Here is a 21084-nt window from a genome sequence, read left to right as displayed (position 1 = left end):
ATGCGAAAAATAACTGTGCTGGGCTTAACGACGGCGGGGGTTTTCCTGCTGGCCACGACAGCGCTGGTGCTGGCGGGACTCAACGACAAGCTGGCGCCCGCCGACGTGATCGTCGTGCCCGGCAATACGATCATGCCGGACGGCACGCCCAGTCCCCGCCTGCAGGCGCGGCTCGACGTGGCGCTCAAGCAGTTCCAGCAACACAGGGCGCCGCGCATCCTTGTCAGCGGTGCGACGGGCAAGGAAGGGTTCGACGAAGCGGCTTCCATGGCCCGCTACCTGGTCAAGCACGGCGTGCCGGCCAGCGCCATCATCGAGGATAATCAAGGCTGGACCACGGATGCCACGGCGCGCAATACGGCGCTTCTCATGCGCGCGCACGGCTGGAAGACAGCCATGGTCGCCACGCAATACTTTCACGTGCCCCGCTTCCGGCTGGCTTTGGCGCGGGCCGGCATAGCCGTCAGCGGCAATGTGCATGCGCCCTATTTTGAGCTGCGCGATTTATATTCAATTCCCCGGGAAACGGCAGGCTATGCAGTGTATTATTCTTTTCACCACTAATTATAAAGGGGATGGAATACATGCGGAAATTGCTACTGGTTTTTTCTTTTATTGCCGCCTGCGGCGTCCTCAATTCCGGCTTTGCCCAGAAAATAGAAGAAATCGCCTTGCGCGATTTCACGAAATGCAGCGCCGACAATAAAAGCACGGGTTATGCCACACCGTGCAAAGATGCGCTGGCCAGCACGGATGTGGCAAAAGCGCTGGCATTGTCCGCAAAACAAAATTTTTCACTCCATATTGAAGGCGATACGCTGTTGCTTGCCGCGAAGGTCGTCTCCGGCGATATTCAGTACGCAGGCAAGCCTTATCTGTGCTGCGACATACAGGCTTATCTCGACCCCATCGCCGATGGCATCTATGCAGCGAAGTTTCGCTGGAAAGAGATGGACAAATCGCTGCTGGAACTATCCCTAATGAATGTAGCCCAACCTTCCAGCCGTAGCATTACCTACAATGGCAGCGGGCAATTTCCTGACCCACTCAGCAACACAGATAAATCCGTGCTCAAGAATGCGGGCATGGAACTGACCGAACACGCATTTGAAATCAACCAGGAATTCGGCATGCGCAAGGTCACCGTCATCAAAGGTGATGCATGCCTGCTAAGCGTAGCGCCATGCCAGGTAATTTACACGGCCGATGGCAAGTCACTCGAATTCATGGTCAAAAGTGCACTGCTCGATAAACGCGATTTGAGCCGATTTGTTTTTGTGGGCATTCATACATCGGAGGATAAGGAACATGCGATTAGCATCCGCATTGAAGAATTATTATTTGGCTACAATCCGGCCCGTTATGACGCCTTCATGCACTTTGTCACAGTCACGCTGGTGCAGCAGATAGAAAGACAGGCTGCTCCGCTAGCGCGCTACAGCGCAGGCTATTCGAATGGCGGCGCGTGGGCACTCGATATGCTACTGGACAAGCCCGATATATTTAGTGGCGCCATTATCATGTCGCCGGCGCAGTGGAAATCGCGCACGGATACCCGCCTGCCGGCGCGCCGCGTCTTCGTAGGCGCCGGCCAACTGGAAACGTCCTTCCATGTCAATGCGCATACCGTGACCACGAACCTGCGCGCACGCGGCGCCCTGGTGCAGGAAACCTACGTGCCCAGCGGTCATAGCATGAATACGTGGAGCAATGTCTGGAGCCGCTCACTGCTGGCCCTGTCGCAAGATGCACCGGTGCAGCGCCCATGATCGCCTTCAGCCTCGGTTTCATCCTGACGAGCTTGCTTGCCGTGCCGTCGTTGGCCGCCGCCGATGCGGAGCCGATTGGCGCCGCTGCAAGCCTGTATCTGTTTGGCGTGCTGATGCTGGGGGTGTGCATTGCCGCCTTTGGCGCGCTGGCGCGGCGTGTGGACGTGGCGCATGGCCACTGGCTGTCGTCCTGCGCGGGTGCGCTGTGCGGCGCGGTGCTGTATGGCAGTTTCGCGCTGGCATTTGCAACGCCATCGATCACAGCGAGCATAGCCTATGCCGCCAGCGCCCTGTGTGCCGCAAGCGCGGCCCTGTTGCTGCCGGGCCTGCTGAAGCGTGTAGCAAGGCTTATGACAAGGCCAGGCCAGTAAGCCGTCACTCGCTCCAGTCGCGCGAGCGCTCCACGGCGCGCTGCCATTTGTGCAGCCGCGTCAGGCGCTCGTCGGCCGCCATGGCCGGTTCAAAACGGCGTCCCACCTGCCACTGGGCGGCGATTTCTTCCTGCGATGCCCAGAAACCCACGGCCAGGCCCGCCAGGTAGGCCGCGCCCAGGGCCGTCGTTTCCGTCACCACGGGGCGCACCACGGGCACATTCAAGATGTCGGCCTGGAACTGCATCAGCATGTCGTTGCGCGCCGCGCCGCCGTCCACGCGCAACTCGGATAGCGCGATGCCCGCGTCATCCTGCATGGCGGACAGGACGTCCACGTTCTGGTAGGCCACGCCTTCCAATGCGGCGCGCGCGATGTGCGCCTTGCCCGTGCCGCGCGTGATGCCGATCAGGGTGCCGCGCGCATACGGGTCCCAGTACGGTGCGCCGAGTCCCGCGAATGCAGGCACGAAGACCAGGCCGCCCGAATCGGGCACGCTGGTAGCCAGCGCTTCCACTTCGGACGAGTCGCGGATGATGCCCAGCCCGTCGCGCATCCATTGCACGGCCGCGCCCGCGATAAAGGCGCTACCTTCGAGCAAGTAGTCAGTTTTATTTGTTCCCGGCCCCAGGCTCCAGCCCACCGTCGTCAACAACCGGTTTTTCGAGGGCAAGGGGCGCTTGCCCACGTTCATCAGCATGAAGCAGCCGGTGCCGTAGGTATTCTTCGCCATGCCCGGTTTCAGACAGGCCTGGCCAAACGTGGCCGCCTGCTGGTCGCCCGCGATGCCGGCGATCGGCACGGACACGCCCAACAGTGCCGCATGCGTGTGAGCGGCCACGCCGCTCGATGGCACGACGTCGGGCAGCAGCGCGGCGGGAATGTCCAGCAGCGCCAGCAAATCCGTGTCCCATTGCAGGGTATGGATGTTGAACAGCATGGTGCGCGCCGCGTTGCTCGTGTCCGTGATGTGCGCGCCGCTCATCTTGTAGATCAGCCAGCTGTCGACAGTGCCGAAGGCCAGCTCGCCCCGCTCTGCCCGCGCGCGGGCGCCGGGAACGTTGTCGAGCAGCCATTTCAATTTGGTGGCGGAAAAATAGGCGTCCAGCACCAGGCCCGTCTTGCGCTGGATCAAATCCGCCTTGCCCTGCTCGACAAGTTGCTCGCAATAAGCCGCATTGCGCCGGTCTTGCCACACGATGGCGTTGGCGACAGGCTCGCCCGTGGCGCGGTCCCACAACACCGTCGTTTCGCGCTGGTTGGTCACGCCGATGGCGGCCACGTCGGATGCGGCCACGCCGCTGTCGCGCAGCACCTGCTGCAGCACGCCCTCTTGCGAAGCCCAGATTTCGCCCGCGTCATGCTCGACCCAGCCCGGCTGGGGGAAAATCTGGCGAAATTCGCGCTGTGCGCTGGCGTGCGGCCGGCCCGCATGGTCAAACAGGATGGCGCGCGAACTGGTGGTGCCCTGGTCTAAAGCAAGTATATATTTGGTCATGGTCGCTACTACGTCTTTACAGTGAAAGGGGCACAGGCAAACGCCCGTGCCCCGGGACAACGGCGGCGGAAGTTTACACGACTACCTTACCTTGCCTTCTTTCCAAGCCTGCAATAATTTATCGTAGGCAATCGTTTCACCCTTCGGCTTTTCATTCGCCAGCTTTTTCCATGGGGCGTGCTGATCCGACAAGTACTGGTTCGGATCGCCCTTGGCATTGAGCTTGGGCGCGCAGGCCTTCATGCCGGCCCGCTGCAGGCGCGCCATGACCTGGTCCATTTCCTCGGCCAGGTTATCCATGGCGGCCTGCGGCGTTTTTTCCGCCGTGATGGCCGTGGCCACGTTTTTCCACCACAGCTGCGCCAGCTTCGGATAGTCAGGCACGTTGTTGCCCGTCGGTGTCCATGCCACGCGGGCCGGGCTGCGATAGAACTCGATCAAGCCGCCGTATTCGTTCGCGTGCTTCGTGAAGTAATCGTGGCGAATGTCGGAATCGCGAATGAAGGTCAGGCCGACAATCGATTTCTTCAGCGATACGGTTTTCGAGGTGACGAATTGCGCGTACAGCCAGGCGGCGGCCTTGCGGTCGTCCGGCGTGGACTTGAACAGGAACCAGGAACCGACGTCCTGGTAGCCATTCTGCATGCCCTCTTTCCAGTACGGGCCGTGCGGCGACGGCGCCATGCGCCATTTCGGCGTGCCGTCCTTGTTGACCACTGGCAAACCAGGTTTCGTCATGCCGGCCGTAAATGCCGTGTACCAGAAGATTTGCTGGGCAATTTCGCCCTGCGCCGGCACGGGGCCCGATTCCGAGAAATTCATGCCGTTCGCCTGCGGCGGCGCATATTTCTTCATCCAGTCGATATATTTCGTCAGCGCAAACACGGCCGCCGGCGAATTGGTGGCGCCGCCGCGCGACATCGATGCGCCTACGGGCGTGCACTTGTCGGCCGCCACCTTGATGCCCCACTCGTCAACCGGCATGCCGTTCGGAATGCCCTTGTCGGCTGCGCCAGCCATCGACAGCCAGGCATCGGTGAAACGCCAGCCCAAGGACGGATCTTTCTTGCCATAATCCATGTGGCCATAGACTTTCTTGCCGTCCAGTTCCTTCACGTCATTGGTAAAAAATTCGGCGATATCTTCATACGCGGACCAGTTTTGCGGCACGCCCAGCTCGTAGCCATACTTGGCCTTGAACTTGGCTTGCAAGTCCTTGCGCGCGAACCAGTCGGCACGGAACCAGTACAAATTGGCAAATTGCTGATCGGGCAATTGATACACCTTGCCGTCCGGCGCCGTGGTAAAACTGATGCCGATGAAATCCTTCAAGTCCAGGCCCGGGTTCGTGAATTCCTTGCCCTTGGCGGCCATGTAGTCGGACAGCGGTTCGACGGCGCCGTAGCGGTAATGCGTGCCGATCAGGTCGGAATCGGAAATCCAGCCGTCATAGATGCTCTTGCCCGACTGCATGGACGTTTGCAGCTTTTCCACCACATCGCCTTCCTGGATGATGTCGTGGCGCACCTTGATGCCCGTGATTTCCTCGAATGCCTTGGCCAAGGTCTTCGATTCGTAGACGTGTGTGTCGATGGTTTCCGAGACCACGGAAATTTCCTTGATGCCCTTGGCTTTCAGCTTGGCCGCCGCATCGATGAACCATTTCATTTCAGCAAGCTGTTGCTGCTTGCTCAGGCTGGATGGCTGGAATTCCTTGTCGATCCAGGTTTGCGCCTGCTTGGCGTCGGCCAGGGCCGCATTCGACACGAGCATGGCCGCAGCCGCGAAGACCGTGAACTTCAATTTCATCGTGAATCTCCTTTTATTGTATTGCCGGCCGCCTGCTGACGGTCCGGCCTCCATCAACACCGGCAAGCCGGCTCACCCCCAACGCATTACCACTAATAAAAGTACAAAACTGATGGCAGCCCCGATGGCCTGCTGCATTTCCGTGAAACCGGCCCACGCCAGGTTGACATAGGCGGCCGTAAGCAAACCGATGAACAGCCGGTCGCCGCGCGTCGTCGGCATGGGCAAAAAGCCCTTGCGCTCTATGCTGGGCGAGCGGATTTGCCACACCGTCATGCCGGCCAGCATCAAGCCGATGCAAATGAAAAAGATGGCCACTTCCGGCGTCCAGGCCATCCAGCCGAACAGGCTGGCTGTGCTATCGGTATTTTCCATGTCACACCCTCCCCATCGCAAAACCCTTGGCAATGTAATGCCGCACGAACCAGATCACCAGCGCACCGGGCACGATGGTCAGCACGCCCGCGGCCGCCAGCACGCCCCAATCCATGCCGGCAGCCGACACGGTACGCGTCATGGTGGCGGCAATCGGCTTGGCATTGACGGAAGTCAAGGTGCGCGCCAGCAGCAATTCCACCCAGCTGAACATGAAACAGAAGAAGGCCGTCACGCCCACGCCCGACTTGATCATCGGCAAGAAGATGCGGATGAAGAAACGGGGGAAGCTGTAGCCGTCGATATACGCCGTCTCGTCGATTTCCTTCGGCACCCCGGACATGAAGCCTTCCAGTATCCACACGGCCAGCGGCACGTTGAAGACCATGTGCGCCAGCGCCACGGCCAGGTGCGTATCCATCAGGCCCACCGTCGAATACAGCTGGAAGAAGGGCACGAGGAAGACGGCGGGCGGCGTCATGCGGTTGGTCAGCAACCAGAAGAACAAATGCTTGTCGCCGACAAAGTTGTAGCGAGAAAACGCATACGCGGCCGGCAAGGCGACAGTGACCGACATCACCATGTTCAAGGCCACGTAAATCATGGAATTGATGTAGCCGCTGTACCAGGACCGGTCCGTGAAGATCGTGTGGTAGTTGGCGAACGTCAGTTGCCGGGGCCACAGGCTCAAGACCCCCACGATTTCCTCGTTGGTCTTGAGCGACATGTTGAGCATCCAGTAGATGGGCAACAGGGACGCGAGCAAAAAGACGGCGAGGATGGCAGCGCTCATTTTCTTGTGCATCATTTCTGGTCTCCCGTGCCGACGCGCTGCATCCACGTGTACAGCACAAAGCAGAACAGCAGGATGATGAGGAAATAGATCAGGGAAAAGGCGGAAGCCGGCCCCAGGTCGAACTGGCCCACGGCCTTTTGCGTCAGGTATTGCGACAAAAAGGTGGTGGCATTGCCTGGCCCGCCGCCCGTCAGCACGAACGGTTCCGTGTAAATCATGAAACTGTCCATGAAGCGCAGCAACACGGCGATCATCAGCACATTGCGCAGTTTGGGCAGCTGAATGTAGCGGAACACGGCCAGGCGCGAAGCGCCGTCGATGCGGGCCGCCTGGTAATACGCGTCGGGAATGGCGCGCAAGCCCGCATAGCACAGCAGCACCACCAAGGGCGTCCAGTGCCAGATATCCATCACCATCACCGTCAGCCAGGCGTCGAGCGAATTACCGTTGTAGTTGTAATCAAAGCCCAGCTGGTTCAGGGTATAGCCCATCAGGCCGATGTCGCCGCGGCCGAAGATTTGCCAGATGGTGCCCACCACGTTCCAGGGAATCAGGAGCGGCAGCGCGATCAGTACCAGCGCCAGCGACGCCTTCCAGCCATCTGCCGGCATGCACAGGGCGATCAGAATGCCCAGCGGAATCTGGATCGCCAACACGGAGCCGGAAAACAGCAGCTGACGCAGCAAGGCGCTGTGCAAGTCGCCGTCCAGCATGACCATGCGGAACCACTCGGTGCCTACAAATACCTTTTGCGTGGGGCTCAGGATATCCTGCACGGAATAGTTCACCACGGTCATCAAAGGCAGGATGGCGGAAAAGGCCACGCACAGCAGCACTGGCAGGATCAATAGCCAGGCGCGGCGGTTGTTATCGGTTTTACCATTATGTATCATCAGGCCACCCGCTTATCGTTGACATAGAAAAGGGTGCGTTGCGGCGGAAAGCGCAGCCGCACAGCATTCCCGACGACAGCGTCGATGGCGCGCAGCTTGGCCGCCACCATCGCGCCGCCCAGCTGGAATTCCGCCAGGTAATGCGTGCCCATATTGCGTACGGCCGTGACCGTCGCGTCCAGGCAGTGCTCGCTACCCTCGCCTGCCGGCAGGCATTCGACGAATTCAGGCCGCACACCGAGCGTGATTTTCCCTTGCGCCCCTAGCAGTGCCGCGCGCGCGGCGGCGGACACGGCCAGCGCCTGTCCCGCCACGCGCAAGCCGCCATCGTCCAAAGTGCAATCGAGCAAGTTCATGCCCGGGTTGCCGATGAAATAGCCGACAAACGTGTGCTCGGGCTCCTCAAACAGCGCTTGCGCGCTGCCCGTCTGCACCACTTCGCCCTGCGTCATGACAACCACCTGGTCGGCAAAGGTCAAGGCTTCCACCTGGTCGTGCGTGACGTAGATCAGCGACAATTTGAGTTCGTGGTGGATTTCCTTGAGTTTCCTGCGCAGCAGCCACTTCAGGTGCGGGTCGATCACCGTCAGCGGTTCGTCGAAGAGCACGGCCGCCACGTCAGGGCGCACGAGGCCACGTCCCAGGGAAATCTTTTGCTTGGCGTCCACGGACAGACCACTGGCGCGCAATTTCAAGTCGCCCGTCAACTCCAGCATTTGCGCTACCTGCTGCACGCGCTTTTTCACGTCAATCTCTTTCCAGCCGCGATTGCGCAGCGGAAACGCCAGGTTGTCGTGCACGGTCATGGTGTCGTAGATGACGGGAAACTGGAACACTTGCGCGATATTCCGCGCCTCGGTGGGCAGCTGCGTCACATCCTTGCCGTCGAACAGCACCTTGCCATGCGACGGTTTGACCAGGCCGGAGATGATATTGAGCAAGGTCGTCTTGCCGCAGCCGGATGGTCCCAGCAAGGCATAGGCACCGCCGTCATGCCACGCCATGCTCATGGGCCGCAGCGCGTAGTCGGTGGGTTCCGTCGGGTTCGGTTTGTAGGCGTGGGCCAGGTCGACCAGTTCAATGCGCGCCATGTCAAGCTCCTCCCGACGTAGCGACGCCCGACGCTACGGCGCCCGGAGCGAACAGCAAACCGCCATCGTCCGAGAATATCAGCAAGGCATGCGGCTGGCAATACACGGTGCAGGCGCTGCCGATGTCCAGGTTGTGCACGCCACCGAGCTGCGCCACCAGAGCCAGCTCGCCGCGGCGCGCGTGCACATAGGTTTCCGAGCCGCTGATTTCTGCCAGGTCCACCTGCGCCGCGATGGCCACGTCGCCATCGGACTGGGGAGATAAATGCAGGCTGTGGGCGCGCACGCCGAGAATCACGTCGCGGCTGTCGCCCAGGCGGGCGCGCTGCTCGCCGCTCAGGTGAATCGCCAGACCATCAGCCGCCTGCGCCACGCCCTGCGCATCCACGCGCGCAGGAATCAGGTTGATCGGCGGATCGCTGAAGGTGCGCGCCACGGCGATGGAATTGGGGGCGTTGAAGACATCGAGTGTCGGCCCCTGCTGCAGCAGCCGTCCTTCGTGCAGCACGGCCACGTGACCGCCCAGCTGCAGCGCTTCCAGCGGTTCCGTGGTCGCATACACGACCGTCGTGCTGCCGCTGGAAAACAGTTCCGTCAATTCGCGGCGCAATTCCTCGCGCAGTTTGTAATCGAGGTTGACGAGCGGCTCATCGAGCAGCAGCAGCGAGGCGTCCTTGATCAGCGCGCGTCCCAGCGCCGTGCGCTGCTGCTGGCCGCCCGACAGTTCGCCGGGCGTGCGCTGCAGATACGGTGTGATATGCAGGCGCTCGGCCAGCGCCAGCACTTTCGCGCGGATCTGTTCCTCGGGCACCTTGCGCAGGCGCAAGGGCGAGGCGATATTGTCGTAGACGGTGAAGGCTGGATAGTTGATGAATTGCTGGTACACCATGGCCAGATTGCGGCGGCTGACGGGCACACCCGTCACGTCGACGCCGTCGGCAGTCACTGTGCCCCCGCTGGGCTTGTCCAGGCCCGCCATCACGCGCATCAGGGTCGTCTTGCCGGCACGCGTGGTGCCCAGCAAGACGTTGATGGCGCCCGGCACCAGCGCCAGCGACATCGGATATAAAAAGTCGTCAGCCCCCTGCTTCCTGCTGATCTTGTCCAGTACCAGTTGCACGCGCTTCTCCTCCAGTGATGGTTTCTTATTCTTCGCCGCACCCTCTGCGGGGCGCGGTCGCCAACGTATTCTGCGCTCTTCTTACGGCACCAACGGATGCTGCAACAGCCAGGCGTCGAGCCTGCCCGCCGTCTCGCGCGGCAGGTGCAGGCCCAGCTTGGAGCGCCGCCACAGGATGTCGGCCGCGCTGACGGCCCATTCATGGCGCCGCAAATAATTGACTTCCGCCGCGTACAGGCCGGCGGCGATTTCCTCGCCCATGGCCGCCACGTTCTTGCACCCATCGAGCAACACATGGATGCGCGTGCCGTAGGCGCGCGCATAGCGCGCCACCAGCGCCGCCGGCAGCCAGGGGTACTCGCCCTGCAAGCCTTGCACGAACTGGTCGAACTCGCGCACCGACCTGTTCTGCGGCGTGCTGCCGAACACATCGCCGCCGGGCAGGCAGGCGTTAGCCGTCCAGGCTGGCCGCGTATTGCCCAGCAAGGGCGCCAGCAGATCGAGTGCTTCCTCGGCCAGCTTGCGGAAGGTCGTGATCTTGCCGCCGAAAACACTGAGCAGCGGCGCACCGCCCTGCTCCAGCTCGAAGCGGTAATCGCGCGTGACGGCCTTGGCATCGGCCGCCGCGTCTTCCACCAGCGGACGCACGCCCGCATACGTCCAGACCACGTCGGCAGGCACGACGGGCTTGCTGAAATAGTAACTGGAAAGCTCGCACAAGTAACGAATTTCCTCGTCATCGATTTCCACCTTGCCGCTATCGCCGTGGTAATCGAGATCGGTGGTGCCGATCAGGGTGAAATCATGCTCGTAAGGAATGGCAAACACGATGCGTCCGTCCGGATGCTGGAAGATATACGCATGATCATGCGCGAACAGGCGTTTGACGACGATATGGCTACCCTTGATCAGGCGCAAATGGCGGCCCGTACCACCGGGCGCCGCCTGCTGCAGGAACTCGGCCGTCCATGGCCCGGCCGCATTCACGACGCTGCGCGCGCGCACCAGCGTCTGCCTGCCACCGGCGTGTTGCAAGGTGGCCAGCCAGGTATCGTTCTCGCCCGCACCCTCGCGTGAGAGGGCCGTGCAGCGCGTCTGCGTCAGTACGTGCGCACCCTTGTCTGCCGCATCGATGGCGTTGAGCACCACCAGGCGCGCATCGTCGACCCAGCCATCGGAATACACGAAGCCGCGCTTGAACTGGGGTTTTAACGGTTTTCCCGCCGCGTGGCGCTCAAGGTCGATGCCGTGCGAGGCAGGCAGGATTTCGCGCTTTGCCAGCATGTCGTAGAGAAACAGGCCGGCACGTATCAGCCAGGCCGGGCGCTGGCCCTGCGCATGCGGCATGACAAAGCGCAGCGGCCACATGATGTGCGGCGCCGAGCGCAGCAGCACTTCACGCTCGATCAGCGCCTTGCGCACGAGGCCGAACTCATAGTATTCGAGGTAGCGCAGGCCGCCGTGTATCAGCTTGGTGGAAGCGGACGAGGTGTGGGCAGCGAGGTCGTCTTTTTCGCACAGCACCACGGACAGGCCCCGCCCGGCCGCGTCGCGCGCGATGCCGGCGCCGTTGATGCCACCGCCCACCACCAGCAGGTCGCATGCCATCGCCGGCTCCGGCACTGCGTCGATTCCCTGCTTTACTGAAGCCATCGGAACTCCATCGTTATCAAGGACAGGCGACCAAGAAAGACTAGGCACTCCCGGCGACTGTGGTTAAGATCAATACTGATGTCATACGAATTCAATATGGATAAGATTACGCCATAAATCGAACTCATAGCAACATATTTTTACCCGCATTTTTTCGATTTTGTTCGTTTGTGAAATTTTAAAGAGACACGCTCATGAATTTGAATCCCCGCCAGCGCCGCTTGCTTGAAGTGGTGCGCCAGAAAGTCACCATGTCGGTAGAGGAGTTGGCCCAGCAACTCGACGTCACCCCGCAAACCGTGCGGCGCGACGTCAAGCAGATGGAAGAAGCGCGCCTGCTGGCCCGCTATCACGGTGGCGTGGGCTTGCCCTCGTCCGTGGAAAATATCGATTACAACCAGCGCCAGGTATTCAACAGCGAAGCCAAGCGGCGCATCGCCGCCGCCGTGGCAGCGCAAGTGCCGCATGGCTGTTCGCTCCTGATCAATATCGGCACCACTACCGAGGAAGTGGCGCGCGCGCTGGGCCGGCACACGGGCTTGCACGTGGTGACGAACAACCTGAACGTGGCGGCCATCCTGGCCGACAATGCCGCCTGCGAAGTCATCGTGGCGGGCGGCGTGGTGCGCGGGCGCGACCGCGGCATCGTGGGCGAAGCCACCATCGACTTCATCCGCCAGTTCAAGGTCGACATCGGCATCATCGGCATTTCCAGCATCGACGAAGACGGCAGCTTGCGTGACTTCGATGCGCGTGAAGTGAAGGTGGCGCAAGCCATCATCGAGCAGTCGCGCGAAGTGTGGCTGGTAGCCGACCAGCATAAATTCGGCCGCAAGGCGCTGGTGCGACTGGCCGACCTCGCGCAAATCGATATCTTGTTTACGGATGCGCCTCCGCCGGCCCGCTTTACCGACGTACTGCGCGACGCAGGCGTGAAGCTGGTGGTGGCCTGAGCGGCCGGCATATCGGCATGAAAACGCGCACTGTCGCGCAGCCAATACGGCAGGTAGAGGCAAGCGCAGCGAATGATATGAAATATTTATCAATTCAGTAAAAAAGCTGTTACCATTGAGGCAACATGAGTTATTTTTTTAATCTTCCTCTCCGGCAATACGATTATTTGCTTGATATTGCTTTTTATCTATCCAGAGCAAGGAAATAAGGAAAAACTCTTTGCCGGTCGGTGATTTCCTGTGAAAACAGTGTTAGAACTACCTCAAGCACGATGATTGTTCCCAAACAAACCACTCGACAGCAAGCGTGAAGGCCTTGACCATGCCCGTAACGCCGCCCAGTGAAGGAAATAAAATGAGCCATAGTTTTGAAACGGCCGCCTCGCCGCAAGCCGCCCACCCCAACAGCGTTCCCGTCAGCGAACTGGAAGCCCATCTCGGTTACTGGCTGCGTTTCGTGTCCAACCACGTTTCCCACAGCTTCCAGAAAAAAGCGGAAGCCAATGGCGTGACGGTGTCCGAATGGGTGGTGCTGCGTGAAATGTTCCGCCTGGGCTGCACCTCGCCTACCGTGCTGGCACAAGTGTCCGGCATGAGCAAGGGCGCCGTGTCGAAGCTGATCGACCGCCTGGAAAGCAAGGGCATGGTCAGCAAGTCGATTCTGCTGGCGGACCGCCGTCAGCATTCGATCGAACTGACCACGGAAGGTGAAGCGCTGGTACCCGTGCTGGCCGAGATGGCAGACCAGAACGACGAGGAATTCTTCGGCAAGCTGCCGCGCCAGCTGCGCGACGACCTGCTCGAAGCGATGAAGGAAGTGGCGCGCACACATCAGCTCAAGAGCGCACCCCTGAATTAAAGCGACTTGGGCAAGGGTGAGACGGTAGCTCGGGCGCTTCGGCTATGATGCTGGCCTGACCGTCTACCAGGAACACGCATGGCCCTGCACATCGAAACCCCTCTGCTCAACTCGCGCGCCCTGAGCCTGCACAGCGAACGCGCGATCTGGCTCAAGCTCGAAGCCTTGCAGCCCCCCGGCTCCTTCAAGATCCGCGGCATCGGCCTCGCCTGCGAAGAATACGCGCGGCGCGGCGCCAGTCGTTTCATCTCTTCTTCCGGTGGCAATGCCGGCATCGCCGTGGCCTACGCGGGACGCCAGCTGGGCATTCCCGTCATCGTCGTGGTGCCAGAAACGACCAGTGCGCGGGCCAAGGCTCTGATCGCGCAGGAAGGCGCCGAAGTCATCGTGCATGGCGCCGCCTGGCAAGAAGCCAACGCGCTGGCGCAAGCCATGCTCACGCCGCAAGACGCTTTCCTGCATCCCTTCGATGACCCGCTGCTGTGGCAAGGCCACGCGGGCATGATCGATGAAGTGGCCAGCGCGGGCCTGAAACCGGATGCGGTCGTGCTGTCAGTGGGCGGCGGCGGTCTGCTGGCCGGCGTGGCCGAAGGCTTGCAGCGCAACGGCTGGGACGACGTGGCCCTGGTGGCCGTGGAAACCGAAGGCGCCGCCTCGCTGGCCGCCGCCGTGGCCGCGCGCGAACACGTGGCCCTGCCCGCCGTGAACAGCATCGCCACTTCGCTGGCCGCGCGCCAGGTGTGCGCGCAAGCCTACGCCATCAGCCAGACGCGTCTGCTGCACAGCGTGGTGGTCTCGGACCGGGCCGCCGTCGATGCCTGCCAGCGCTTTATTAGCGACCAGCGCCTGGTGGTGGAGCCGGCCTGCGGCGCCGCGCTGGCCGCCGTCTACGGCAAGGCGCCGGAACTGGCGCCCTACCGCAATGTGCTGGTCATCGTCTGTGGCGGCGTCACTGCCACCACGCAGCAGCTTGACCACTGGAGCGCCGCCCTGTAACGCCGCCTACGGCGCCGCCTCAAGCAGCGCCACGCCATCGCGGCCCTGCCCCTTGGCGGCATACAAGGCCTGGTCCGCCAGGTCCAGCAACTGCGCCGGCGTCAGCGCGCCTTCGCGGAAGATGGCGATGCCGATGCTGGTCGTCACCGGCAGCGGGCCGCTGGCCAGGTCGAAGGGGTGGCGGATGGCATCGATGATCTTCGCGCCGATCTGGCGCACTTCGGCCGCGCTGTTTACGCCTTCGAGAATGATCACGAATTCATCGCCGGCCAGGCGCGCCACCAGGTCGCTGGCGCGCACGCTGCGCACCAGGCGCGCGGCAAATTCCTTCAGCACCTCGTCGCCGGCATGGTGGCCGAGGCTATCGTTGATGGCCTTGAAGCGGTCGATATCGAGATAGGCCAGCGCCATCGGCGCGCGCGCAGCGCGCGTACGCTGCATGCTTTGCGCCAGTTGTTCGTCGAAGCGGCGGCGGTTGGCGATGCCCGTCAGTATGTCGGTGGCGGCGGCAAACTGCAGCGCCGTATGCACCGCCTTGGTCTTGGTGATTTCGTGGATCAGGCCATACACGCCTTCCACCGTGCCGCTCTCGCCCACATCGGGCACATAGCTGGTCTGGAAGGCACGCTGGCCCGCCTCCCCCTCGCCATCAATGCTGAATTCATATTCGACCTCCTCGCCCGCGAAGGCGCGCTGCAGGTAGGCTTCGCGCAATTGATACGCTTCTTCGCCCAGCACATCGCGTATCGACTGCATCATGCTTTCCTTGCGCGACCGGCCGAACCATTTTTCAAACGTGGCGTTGATGAACTGGTAGCGGTGCTCGCGGTCGATGTAGACGATCACCACGGGTACATGGTCCGTCAGCAGCTTCAAGCGCCGCTCGCTGTCGCGCGTCTGCGCCTCGGCGATTTCGCGCTCGGCCACCAGCGAGTAGAAATCACGGCTCAAGTCACCGATTTCATCGCGCCGTTCGATTTGCAGCGCCTCGATGCCCAGGCGCTGGCGGCGGATCTGGTGCACCTGGCGGCGCAGGCGCTCCAGTGGCTGCAGCAAACGCAGCACCACGCGCCAGCCGGCCAATCCGGCCAGCACCGCCAGCAGCACGGCAGCCAGCAATATCTTGCTGCGCATCGCATGCAGTGGCGCGAAAGCCTGATTCATCGGATAAACCGAGGCCAGTATCCAGCCCGTGCCGGCAATGCGGTGGTAGGCAAACAAGGCATCGACACCATGCGTGGTGGTGCCCGTCAGCCAGCCCTCGAAGCCCTGCATGGCGCGCCGGGTCGGTTCGCTGACGGGGCCATTCGCCTCGATACGCTGCATGATGCGCGACTTGTCCGGATGCTCGACGATGACGCCTTCGCTGGTCATGATGTACAGGTAGCCGCCCGTGCCCGGCTTGAGCGCGCCCAGGCGCCCCAGGAAATCGGGCTGACGCAGGTTCACGCTGGCCGCCAGCACATAGCGCATGGCGCCCTGCGCATCGAACACGGGCTGCGTCACCACCACGATGGGCATGCCGGAAATGCTGCCGTTGAGCGGCGCGGAGATCACCGAGCGCCGGGTCGCCAGCGTCTGATCAAAGTAGGGACGTCCCTTCAGGTTCAGTCCCGCCTGCGGCTTGAAGGGGCTCAGGGTGGCCAGGACAACACCATCGATACCAACCACGCCCGCCGTATAAAACTCCTTGCCCAGCACTGTTTGCGCGCCCAGAAAGCGCTGCAGGCTGGCGCCATCGTGCGCGCCGCTGGCCGCCAGGCTGTCCGCCATCGCGCGCAGCACATTGCGCTTGGCGTCGAGTTCTTCTTCGATGAAGACGGCGGCGCTGGCCAGCGATACGTACTGCTGGCGCCCCGTCACGTCGCGCATGCCGCGCTCGGCCACGCTCAGGGTGGCCAGCGCCAACGAGGCCACGGCAGCCAGCACGAGCAGGAAGACGACCACGCTCATGCGCGCCTTCAGGCTGGCCGGCAGGCGTCGGCGCAGCAATTTACGCAGTCTCATACGCATCGTCGCCACGCCGTCACAGCCGCTGCTGCAAGTACCGGCACAGGCGCTCGACCGATTCTTGCAGCGCCAGCACCTCGGTGTCGAGGCTCAGGGCGGGCGACAGCGGCGTCTCGTAGGGAGCGGAAACGCCCGTGAATTGCGCGATCTGGCCCGCGCGCGCCTGCGCATACAGGCCTTTCGGGTCACGCGCCTCACACTCGGCCAGCGGCGTGCTGACATGGACTTCGATGAAATGCGCCGCGCCGATGATGTCGGCGGCCATGGCCCGGTCGGCGCGGTACGGCGAAATGAAGGCGGCGATGACGATCAGGCCGACCTCGTTCATCAGGCGCGCCACTTCGGCCGTACGGCGGATATTTTCATGCCGGTCTTGCGGCGTAAAGCCCAGGTCGCGGTTCAAGCCATGGCGCAGCTGGTCGCCGTCGAGCAGCGCCACGGCGCGGCCCTGCGCCTTGAGCGCTTGCGCCAGCGCCAGCGCGATGCTGGTCTTGCCGGCGCCGCTCAAGCCCGTCAGCCAGACCGTGGGGTGTTGTGCTGCTGTCATCACACTGCCTCTCCATTATAGAGCTGGCAATATAACAAAGCCGTGCCGGAAAGGACAGATTTTCAGGCCGCGCTGCGCGCCTCAAGCAGCAACTGTCGTATCTCGGGCACGCAGGAGCCGCAATTGCCGCCCGCCTTGACGCAGGCCGTCACCTGCGCCGTCGTCGTCAGTTTTTGATCCTGGATGGCGGCGCAAATGGTGTTGCGCCCCACCCCAAAGCACGAGCACACGGTGGGGCCGGCGTCGACGCTCTTGCCGATCGGCTGGCCCAGCAGCACACCGGCGCGATCCGCCGCATCCATTTGCGCGTGCGCAAACAGGCCCGCCAGCCAGCTGCGCGACGGCAGGTCGGGACGGGGCGAGACATACACGCACTGCGCGATGCGCCCTTCGTCCAAGTGCACGGCGCGGTACACGCCGGCGCTGGCGTCCGCATAATCGAGCCAGTCGGCGTTGTCGTCCGAGACGCCGAGCAGTGCGCGCGCCCAGACGCCCAGGTCGGCAATGCGCTGGCGGCCCGCCAGCTCGTAGCGCAGGAATTGTTCGCCCTGGATGCGCGTCCAGTGCGCCACGCCGTCAAGGTTCAAGGGCGTGCGGCTCAGGACAAACGCATGCCAGTGCACGCGGAACTGCTCGATGCGTACGGGCGTGTGCTTGAATTCGGGCTCGCCCGAGACGGGATCGACCACCGGATTGACGGCGGCGCCCACGCGCGCGTCGGAGGCATTCGCGTCGCTCCAGTGTATCGGCACGAACACCTGGCCGCGCGCGATGCCGCCGCCATGCACGACGCGCGCCACCATCGCGCCCCAGGCACTGCTGATGCGCGCCAGCTCGCCTTCGCGCACGCTGTACAGCAGCGCATCCTGTGGGTGGATGTCGATGAAGGCTTCGGCGACGTGACCCGACAGCTTGGCCGCCTTGCCCGTGCGTGTCATCGTATGCCACTGGTCGCGCACCCTGCCCGTATTCAAGATGAGTGGATAGTCCTCGTCGGGCATATTATGCGGCGCGCGCGGTGCCGTGGGCACGAAGCGCGCACGCCCGTCCGCATGCGCGAAGCGGCCGTCGCCGAACAGGCGCGCCCGGCCCTGCGGCCATTGCTGCGGCACCAGGGCGTCGTATTGCGCCGCATCAAGGTTGTCCAGGCCCGCCAGGTTGAACAGGCGCGCCGTTTCTGCCGCGTTGCGGAAGGTGGACAGGCGCGCGTGTTCGTCGAAGATGGCCTGCGGCGAGGTGAAATCGAAGCCTGCGTAGCCCATGCGCGTGGCCACGTCGCACAGCACCTGCCAGTCGGCGCGCGCCTCGCCGGGCGCCGGCAAAAAAGCGCGCTGGCGCGAGATGCGCCGCTCGGAGTTCGTCACCGTGCCATCCTTCTCGCCCCAGCCCAGGGCCGGCAGCAGCACGTCGGCATACGCATTCGTGTCCGATTCGGCGCTGATGTCCGACACCACGACCAGTTCGCATTGATCCAGAGCGCGGCGCACCTGCTCGGCGTCCGGCATGCTCACCAGCGGATTGGTGGCGATGATCCACACGGCTTTCACCTTGCCCGATTCGATCGCGTGGAACAGTTCCACGGCTTTCAAGCCAGGTTTGCCGGCGATGCGGGGAGAGTCCCAGAACGTTTGCACGGTGTCACGGTGCAACGGATTGTCCAGCTCCAGGTGCGCCGCCAGCATGTTGGCCAGGCCCCCTACCTCACGCCCGCCCATGGCGTTCGGCTGCCCCGTCAGGGAAAACGGCCCCATGCCGGGCTGGCCGATGCGCCCCGTCGCCAGGTGGCAGTTGATGATGCTGTTGACCTTGTCCGTGCCGGAGGACGACTGGTTTACGCCCTGCGAAAAGGCCGTGACGACCTTGCGCGTGGCAGCAAAGGCCTGGTAAAACGCCAGCAAGGCCTGCGGGTCGACCTTGCAGATGCGCGCCACCTGCAGCGGGTCGCTGCACTCCACATGCGCGGCGGCCAGCGCCTCATCGAGACCGCGGCTGTGCCGCGTGACGAAAGCGTCGTCGATCACGCCTTCCTTCGCCAGATGGCACAGCAAGCCATTGAACAGCCATACGTCGGTGCCCGGCTTCACGGGCAGGTGCAAATCGGCCAGCTCGCACGTGGCCGTGCGGCGCGGGTCGATCACCACCAGTTTGACGCCTGGCCGGCTTTCCTTGAGGCGCGCGATGCGCTGGAACAGGATCGGGTGGCACCAGGCCGTGTTCGAGCCCACCAGCACCACCATGTCGGCCAGTTCCAGGTCTTCATAGCAGCCCGGCACGATATCCTCGCCAAACGCGCGCTTGTGGCCCGCCACGGCCGACGACATGCACAGGCGCGAATTGGTGTCGATATTCGCGCTGCCCACATAGCCCTTCATGAATTTGTTGGCGATGTAATAGTCTTCCGTCAGCAGCTGTCCCGAGACATACAGGGCCACGGCGTCAGGCCCGTGTGCATCGATGATGGCGCGCAAGCCGCCAGCCACCTGATCCAGCGCAGCATCCCATGAAGCGCGCTGCAGGACGCCATCGACGCGCACCTGTGGAGTCAGCAGGCGCTTGTCGAGGTCCAGGGTATCGCCCAGCGCCGAGCCTTTCACGCACAGGCGCCCCAGGTTGGCCGGGTGGCTGCTATCGCCGGCGATGCGGATGGCGCCGTCGGGCAGGCGTGTCGCTTCCACGCCGCAGCCGACGCCGCAGTACGGGCAAGTGGTTTTTACGGGCGTGCACGTGGTCATGGGCGTATCCTGTTGGTCGCTGTCAGGCGGCCTGGCCGCACAGGGCCTGGCCAAACAATAAATGGGAGCGCAGCTGGCTGATGTCGCGGCGCTGCTGGATCAGGTCGAAATACCAGGGACCGTCCTGCACCTCGCCATACAGCACGGCGCCCACCAGGCGGTTGCCCTGCACCACCAGGCGCTTGTAGACACCCCGGCGCGGATCGCGCAGCACCAGGTCTTCGCTGCCCTCGCCGCCGATGATGTCGCCGGCCGAATAGAGGTCGATGCCCGTCACTTTCAATTTGGTGGCGCTGGCCTGCTGCACGTAGCGCCGGTGCCCGGCGCCAGCCAGGTGCGCGCCGCACACGCGCGCCTGCTCCCAGATGGGCGCCACCAGGCCGAAGGTGGCGCGGCGGTGCTGCACGCATTCGCCCACGGCGTACACGCGCGGGTCATAGCTTTGCAGACAGTCGTCGACGACGATGGCCCGTTCGCAGTGCAGGCCGGCAGCTTGCGCCAGGGCGATATTGGGGCGCACACCGGCCGTCATCACCACCAGGTCGGCGGGAATGCTGCTGCCGTCAAGAAAACGCACGCTTTCCACCCGCTCGCGGCCCGTGATCTCGGCGGTCTGCGCCTGCATCAGGAAACGCAGGCCGCGCGCCTCCAGCGCCGATTTCAGCAACATCGATGCGGGCGCATCGAGCTGCTGGTTCATCAGGGCGCCGCTCATGTGCACGACGGTGACGTCCATGCCCTGGCGCTGCAAGCCGTTGGCCGCTTCCAGTCCCAGCAAGCCGCCGCCGATGACCACCGCATGGCGGTGCGTGCGCGCCGCCTGCAGCATGGTGTCGACATCGCTGATGTCGCGAAAACCGATCACGCCTGGCAGCGCGTGGCCCGGCACGGGCACGATGAACGGCGTCGACCCGGTGGCCAGCAGCAGGCGGTCATAAGGCACCTCGATACCCGACTGCGCTTCCACCTTGCGCGCCTGGCGGTCGATGCGCACAACGGGGTCGCCCGCGTGCAAGGTGATGCCGTGCTGCGCATACCAGTCGCGCGTGTGCAGCATGATGTCGTCCACCGTCTTTTCACCGGCGAGCACCGGGGAGAGCAAAATGCGGTTGTAATTGCCATGCGGCTCGGCGCCGAACACGGTGATGTCGTACAGGTCAGGCGCGAGTTTCAACAGCTCCTCGACCGTGCGCATGCCAGCCATGCCGTTGCCGACTACCACGAGCGAGGGGCGCGCAGTTGCCTTGGCTGGCGGGTTCACAGGGCCACCCACACCATGTCCGCAAACAAGCGCGCGGGCCAGGATGTGACCGAATGCTCGGGCGCTTCCAGGCACTCGCCGCTGGCGAGGTCGAAGTGCTGCTTGTAGATGGGCGAGGCGACAACGACGCGCTCGCCGATGCTGCCCACCAGACCACGCGACAGCACGGAAGCGCCCGCGCTCGGGTCGACATTGTCGATGGCGTACACGCGCGGCGCCGCATCGCCGACGCGAAATACGGCCACGTGGCGCCCACCCAGCAGCGCGCACACGCCCGTGTCGGGCACGATGTCAGCCAAGGGGCAGATTGCCACCCAATTGTCGGCGCTGGCGCCAGTCAGTTCATTCATC

At 63.1% G+C, this 21084-nt stretch carries 19 protein-coding genes; 6 read left to right on the top strand and 13 right to left on the bottom strand.

The window, feature by feature from the left end:
- The 3 genes from C8C89_RS13720 to C8C89_RS13710 are packed head-to-tail and all read left to right on the top strand — an operon-like array spanning position 1 to position 2140.
- Positions 1 to 564, top strand: a complete 564-nt coding sequence (locus C8C89_RS13720; RefSeq protein ID WP_243858008.1) for a YdcF family protein — start codon at positions 1 to 3, stop codon at positions 562 to 564.
- A gap of 20 nt (positions 565 to 584) precedes the next feature.
- Positions 585 to 1769, top strand: coding sequence for an alpha/beta hydrolase-fold protein (locus C8C89_RS13715; protein WP_166674730.1), 1185 nt, complete (start codon positions 585 to 587; stop codon positions 1767 to 1769).
- Positions 1766 to 2140 carry a hypothetical protein gene (locus tag C8C89_RS13710; protein ID WP_133990390.1) on the top strand — a complete coding sequence of 125 codons (375 nt, stop codon included), beginning with the start codon at positions 1766 to 1768 and terminating at the stop codon, positions 2138 to 2140. Before C8C89_RS13715 ends, C8C89_RS13710 begins: the two co-directional genes overlap by 4 nt.
- A gap of 4 nt (positions 2141 to 2144) precedes the next feature.
- On the opposite strand, the gene glpK is transcribed toward C8C89_RS13710, so the two are convergent.
- The 8 genes from glpK to glpD form a co-directional block, all read right to left on the bottom strand.
- Positions 2145 to 3638, bottom strand: coding sequence for a glycerol kinase GlpK (gene glpK, locus C8C89_RS13705; RefSeq protein ID WP_133990388.1), 1494 nt, complete (start codon positions 3636 to 3638; stop codon positions 2145 to 2147).
- 81 nt (positions 3639 to 3719) lie between these two features.
- Positions 3720 to 5447, bottom strand: coding sequence for an extracellular solute-binding protein (locus tag C8C89_RS13700; RefSeq protein WP_133990386.1), 1728 nt, complete (start codon positions 5445 to 5447; stop codon positions 3720 to 3722).
- 72 nt (positions 5448 to 5519) lie between these two features.
- Positions 5520 to 5822, bottom strand: coding sequence for a DUF2160 domain-containing protein (locus C8C89_RS13695; RefSeq protein WP_240317573.1), 303 nt, complete (start codon positions 5820 to 5822; stop codon positions 5520 to 5522).
- A gap of 1 nt (position 5823) precedes the next feature.
- Positions 5824 to 6630, bottom strand: a complete 807-nt coding sequence (locus tag C8C89_RS13690; protein ID WP_133990384.1) for a carbohydrate ABC transporter permease — start codon at positions 6628 to 6630, stop codon at positions 5824 to 5826.
- On the bottom strand, positions 6627 to 7511 hold the full coding sequence (locus tag C8C89_RS13685) for a sugar ABC transporter permease (RefSeq protein ID WP_034754965.1): 885 nt from the start codon (positions 7509 to 7511) through the stop codon (positions 6627 to 6629). The genes C8C89_RS13690 and C8C89_RS13685 overlap by 4 nt, the downstream gene beginning before the upstream one ends.
- Complete coding sequence (locus tag C8C89_RS13680; RefSeq protein ID WP_133990382.1) at positions 7511 to 8602, bottom strand: ABC transporter ATP-binding protein; 1092 nt, start codon at positions 8600 to 8602, stop codon at positions 7511 to 7513. The genes C8C89_RS13685 and C8C89_RS13680 overlap by 1 nt, the downstream gene beginning before the upstream one ends.
- A gap of 1 nt (position 8603) precedes the next feature.
- Complete coding sequence (locus C8C89_RS13675) at positions 8604 to 9722, bottom strand: ABC transporter ATP-binding protein (RefSeq protein WP_133990380.1); 1119 nt, start codon at positions 9720 to 9722, stop codon at positions 8604 to 8606.
- An 81-nt stretch (positions 9723 to 9803) separates the two neighbouring features.
- Positions 9804 to 11375 (bottom strand): glycerol-3-phosphate dehydrogenase, encoded by a 1572-nt coding sequence (glpD, locus tag C8C89_RS13670; protein ID WP_243858007.1) that lies wholly within the window; start codon positions 11373 to 11375, stop codon positions 9804 to 9806.
- 194 nt (positions 11376 to 11569) lie between these two features.
- Here glpD and C8C89_RS13665 point away from each other — a divergent pair, with 194 nt between their 5' ends.
- The 3 genes from C8C89_RS13665 (at position 11570) to C8C89_RS13655 (ending at position 14183) form a co-directional block, all read left to right on the top strand.
- Positions 11570 to 12328, top strand: coding sequence for a DeoR/GlpR family DNA-binding transcription regulator (locus C8C89_RS13665; RefSeq protein ID WP_101481904.1), 759 nt, complete (start codon positions 11570 to 11572; stop codon positions 12326 to 12328).
- A gap of 355 nt (positions 12329 to 12683) precedes the next feature.
- Positions 12684 to 13187: a MarR family transcriptional regulator gene (locus C8C89_RS13660; RefSeq protein WP_101481905.1), complete on the top strand. Its 504-nt coding sequence runs from the start codon at positions 12684 to 12686 to the stop codon at positions 13185 to 13187.
- A 78-nt stretch (positions 13188 to 13265) separates the two neighbouring features.
- Positions 13266 to 14183: a pyridoxal-phosphate dependent enzyme gene (locus C8C89_RS13655; protein ID WP_133990378.1), complete on the top strand. Its 918-nt coding sequence runs from the start codon at positions 13266 to 13268 to the stop codon at positions 14181 to 14183.
- Between the two features lie 6 nt (positions 14184 to 14189).
- Here C8C89_RS13655 and C8C89_RS13650 read toward each other — a convergent pair whose 3' ends face one another.
- From C8C89_RS13650 to nirD, 5 genes are all read right to left on the bottom strand, one after another.
- Entirely contained in the window at positions 14190 to 16190 is a 2001-nt protein-coding gene (locus C8C89_RS13650) for a diguanylate cyclase (protein ID WP_166674729.1), read from the bottom strand.
- Between the two features lie 19 nt (positions 16191 to 16209).
- On the bottom strand, positions 16210 to 16740 hold the full coding sequence (gene cysC, locus C8C89_RS13645; RefSeq protein ID WP_133990374.1) for an adenylyl-sulfate kinase: 531 nt from the start codon (positions 16738 to 16740) through the stop codon (positions 16210 to 16212).
- A 62-nt stretch (positions 16741 to 16802) separates the two neighbouring features.
- Positions 16803 to 19472: a nitrate reductase gene (locus C8C89_RS13640; protein ID WP_133990372.1), complete on the bottom strand. Its 2670-nt coding sequence runs from the start codon at positions 19470 to 19472 to the stop codon at positions 16803 to 16805.
- A 22-nt stretch (positions 19473 to 19494) separates the two neighbouring features.
- Positions 19495 to 20733 (bottom strand): FAD-dependent oxidoreductase, encoded by a 1239-nt coding sequence (locus tag C8C89_RS13635; protein WP_279587389.1) that lies wholly within the window; start codon positions 20731 to 20733, stop codon positions 19495 to 19497.
- Complete coding sequence (nirD, locus tag C8C89_RS13630; protein ID WP_101484621.1) at positions 20730 to 21083, bottom strand: nitrite reductase small subunit NirD; 354 nt, start codon at positions 21081 to 21083, stop codon at positions 20730 to 20732. Before nirD ends, C8C89_RS13635 begins: the two co-directional genes overlap by 4 nt.
- Between the last annotated feature and the right edge of the window lies 1 nt (position 21084).

Source organism: Janthinobacterium sp. 75 (assembly GCF_004365495.1).
Lineage (GTDB): Bacteria > Pseudomonadota > Gammaproteobacteria > Burkholderiales > Burkholderiaceae_D > Janthinobacterium.
Note: the sequence above shows the minus strand (reverse complement) of the source record. Positions and strands in the feature narration are given on the sequence as shown.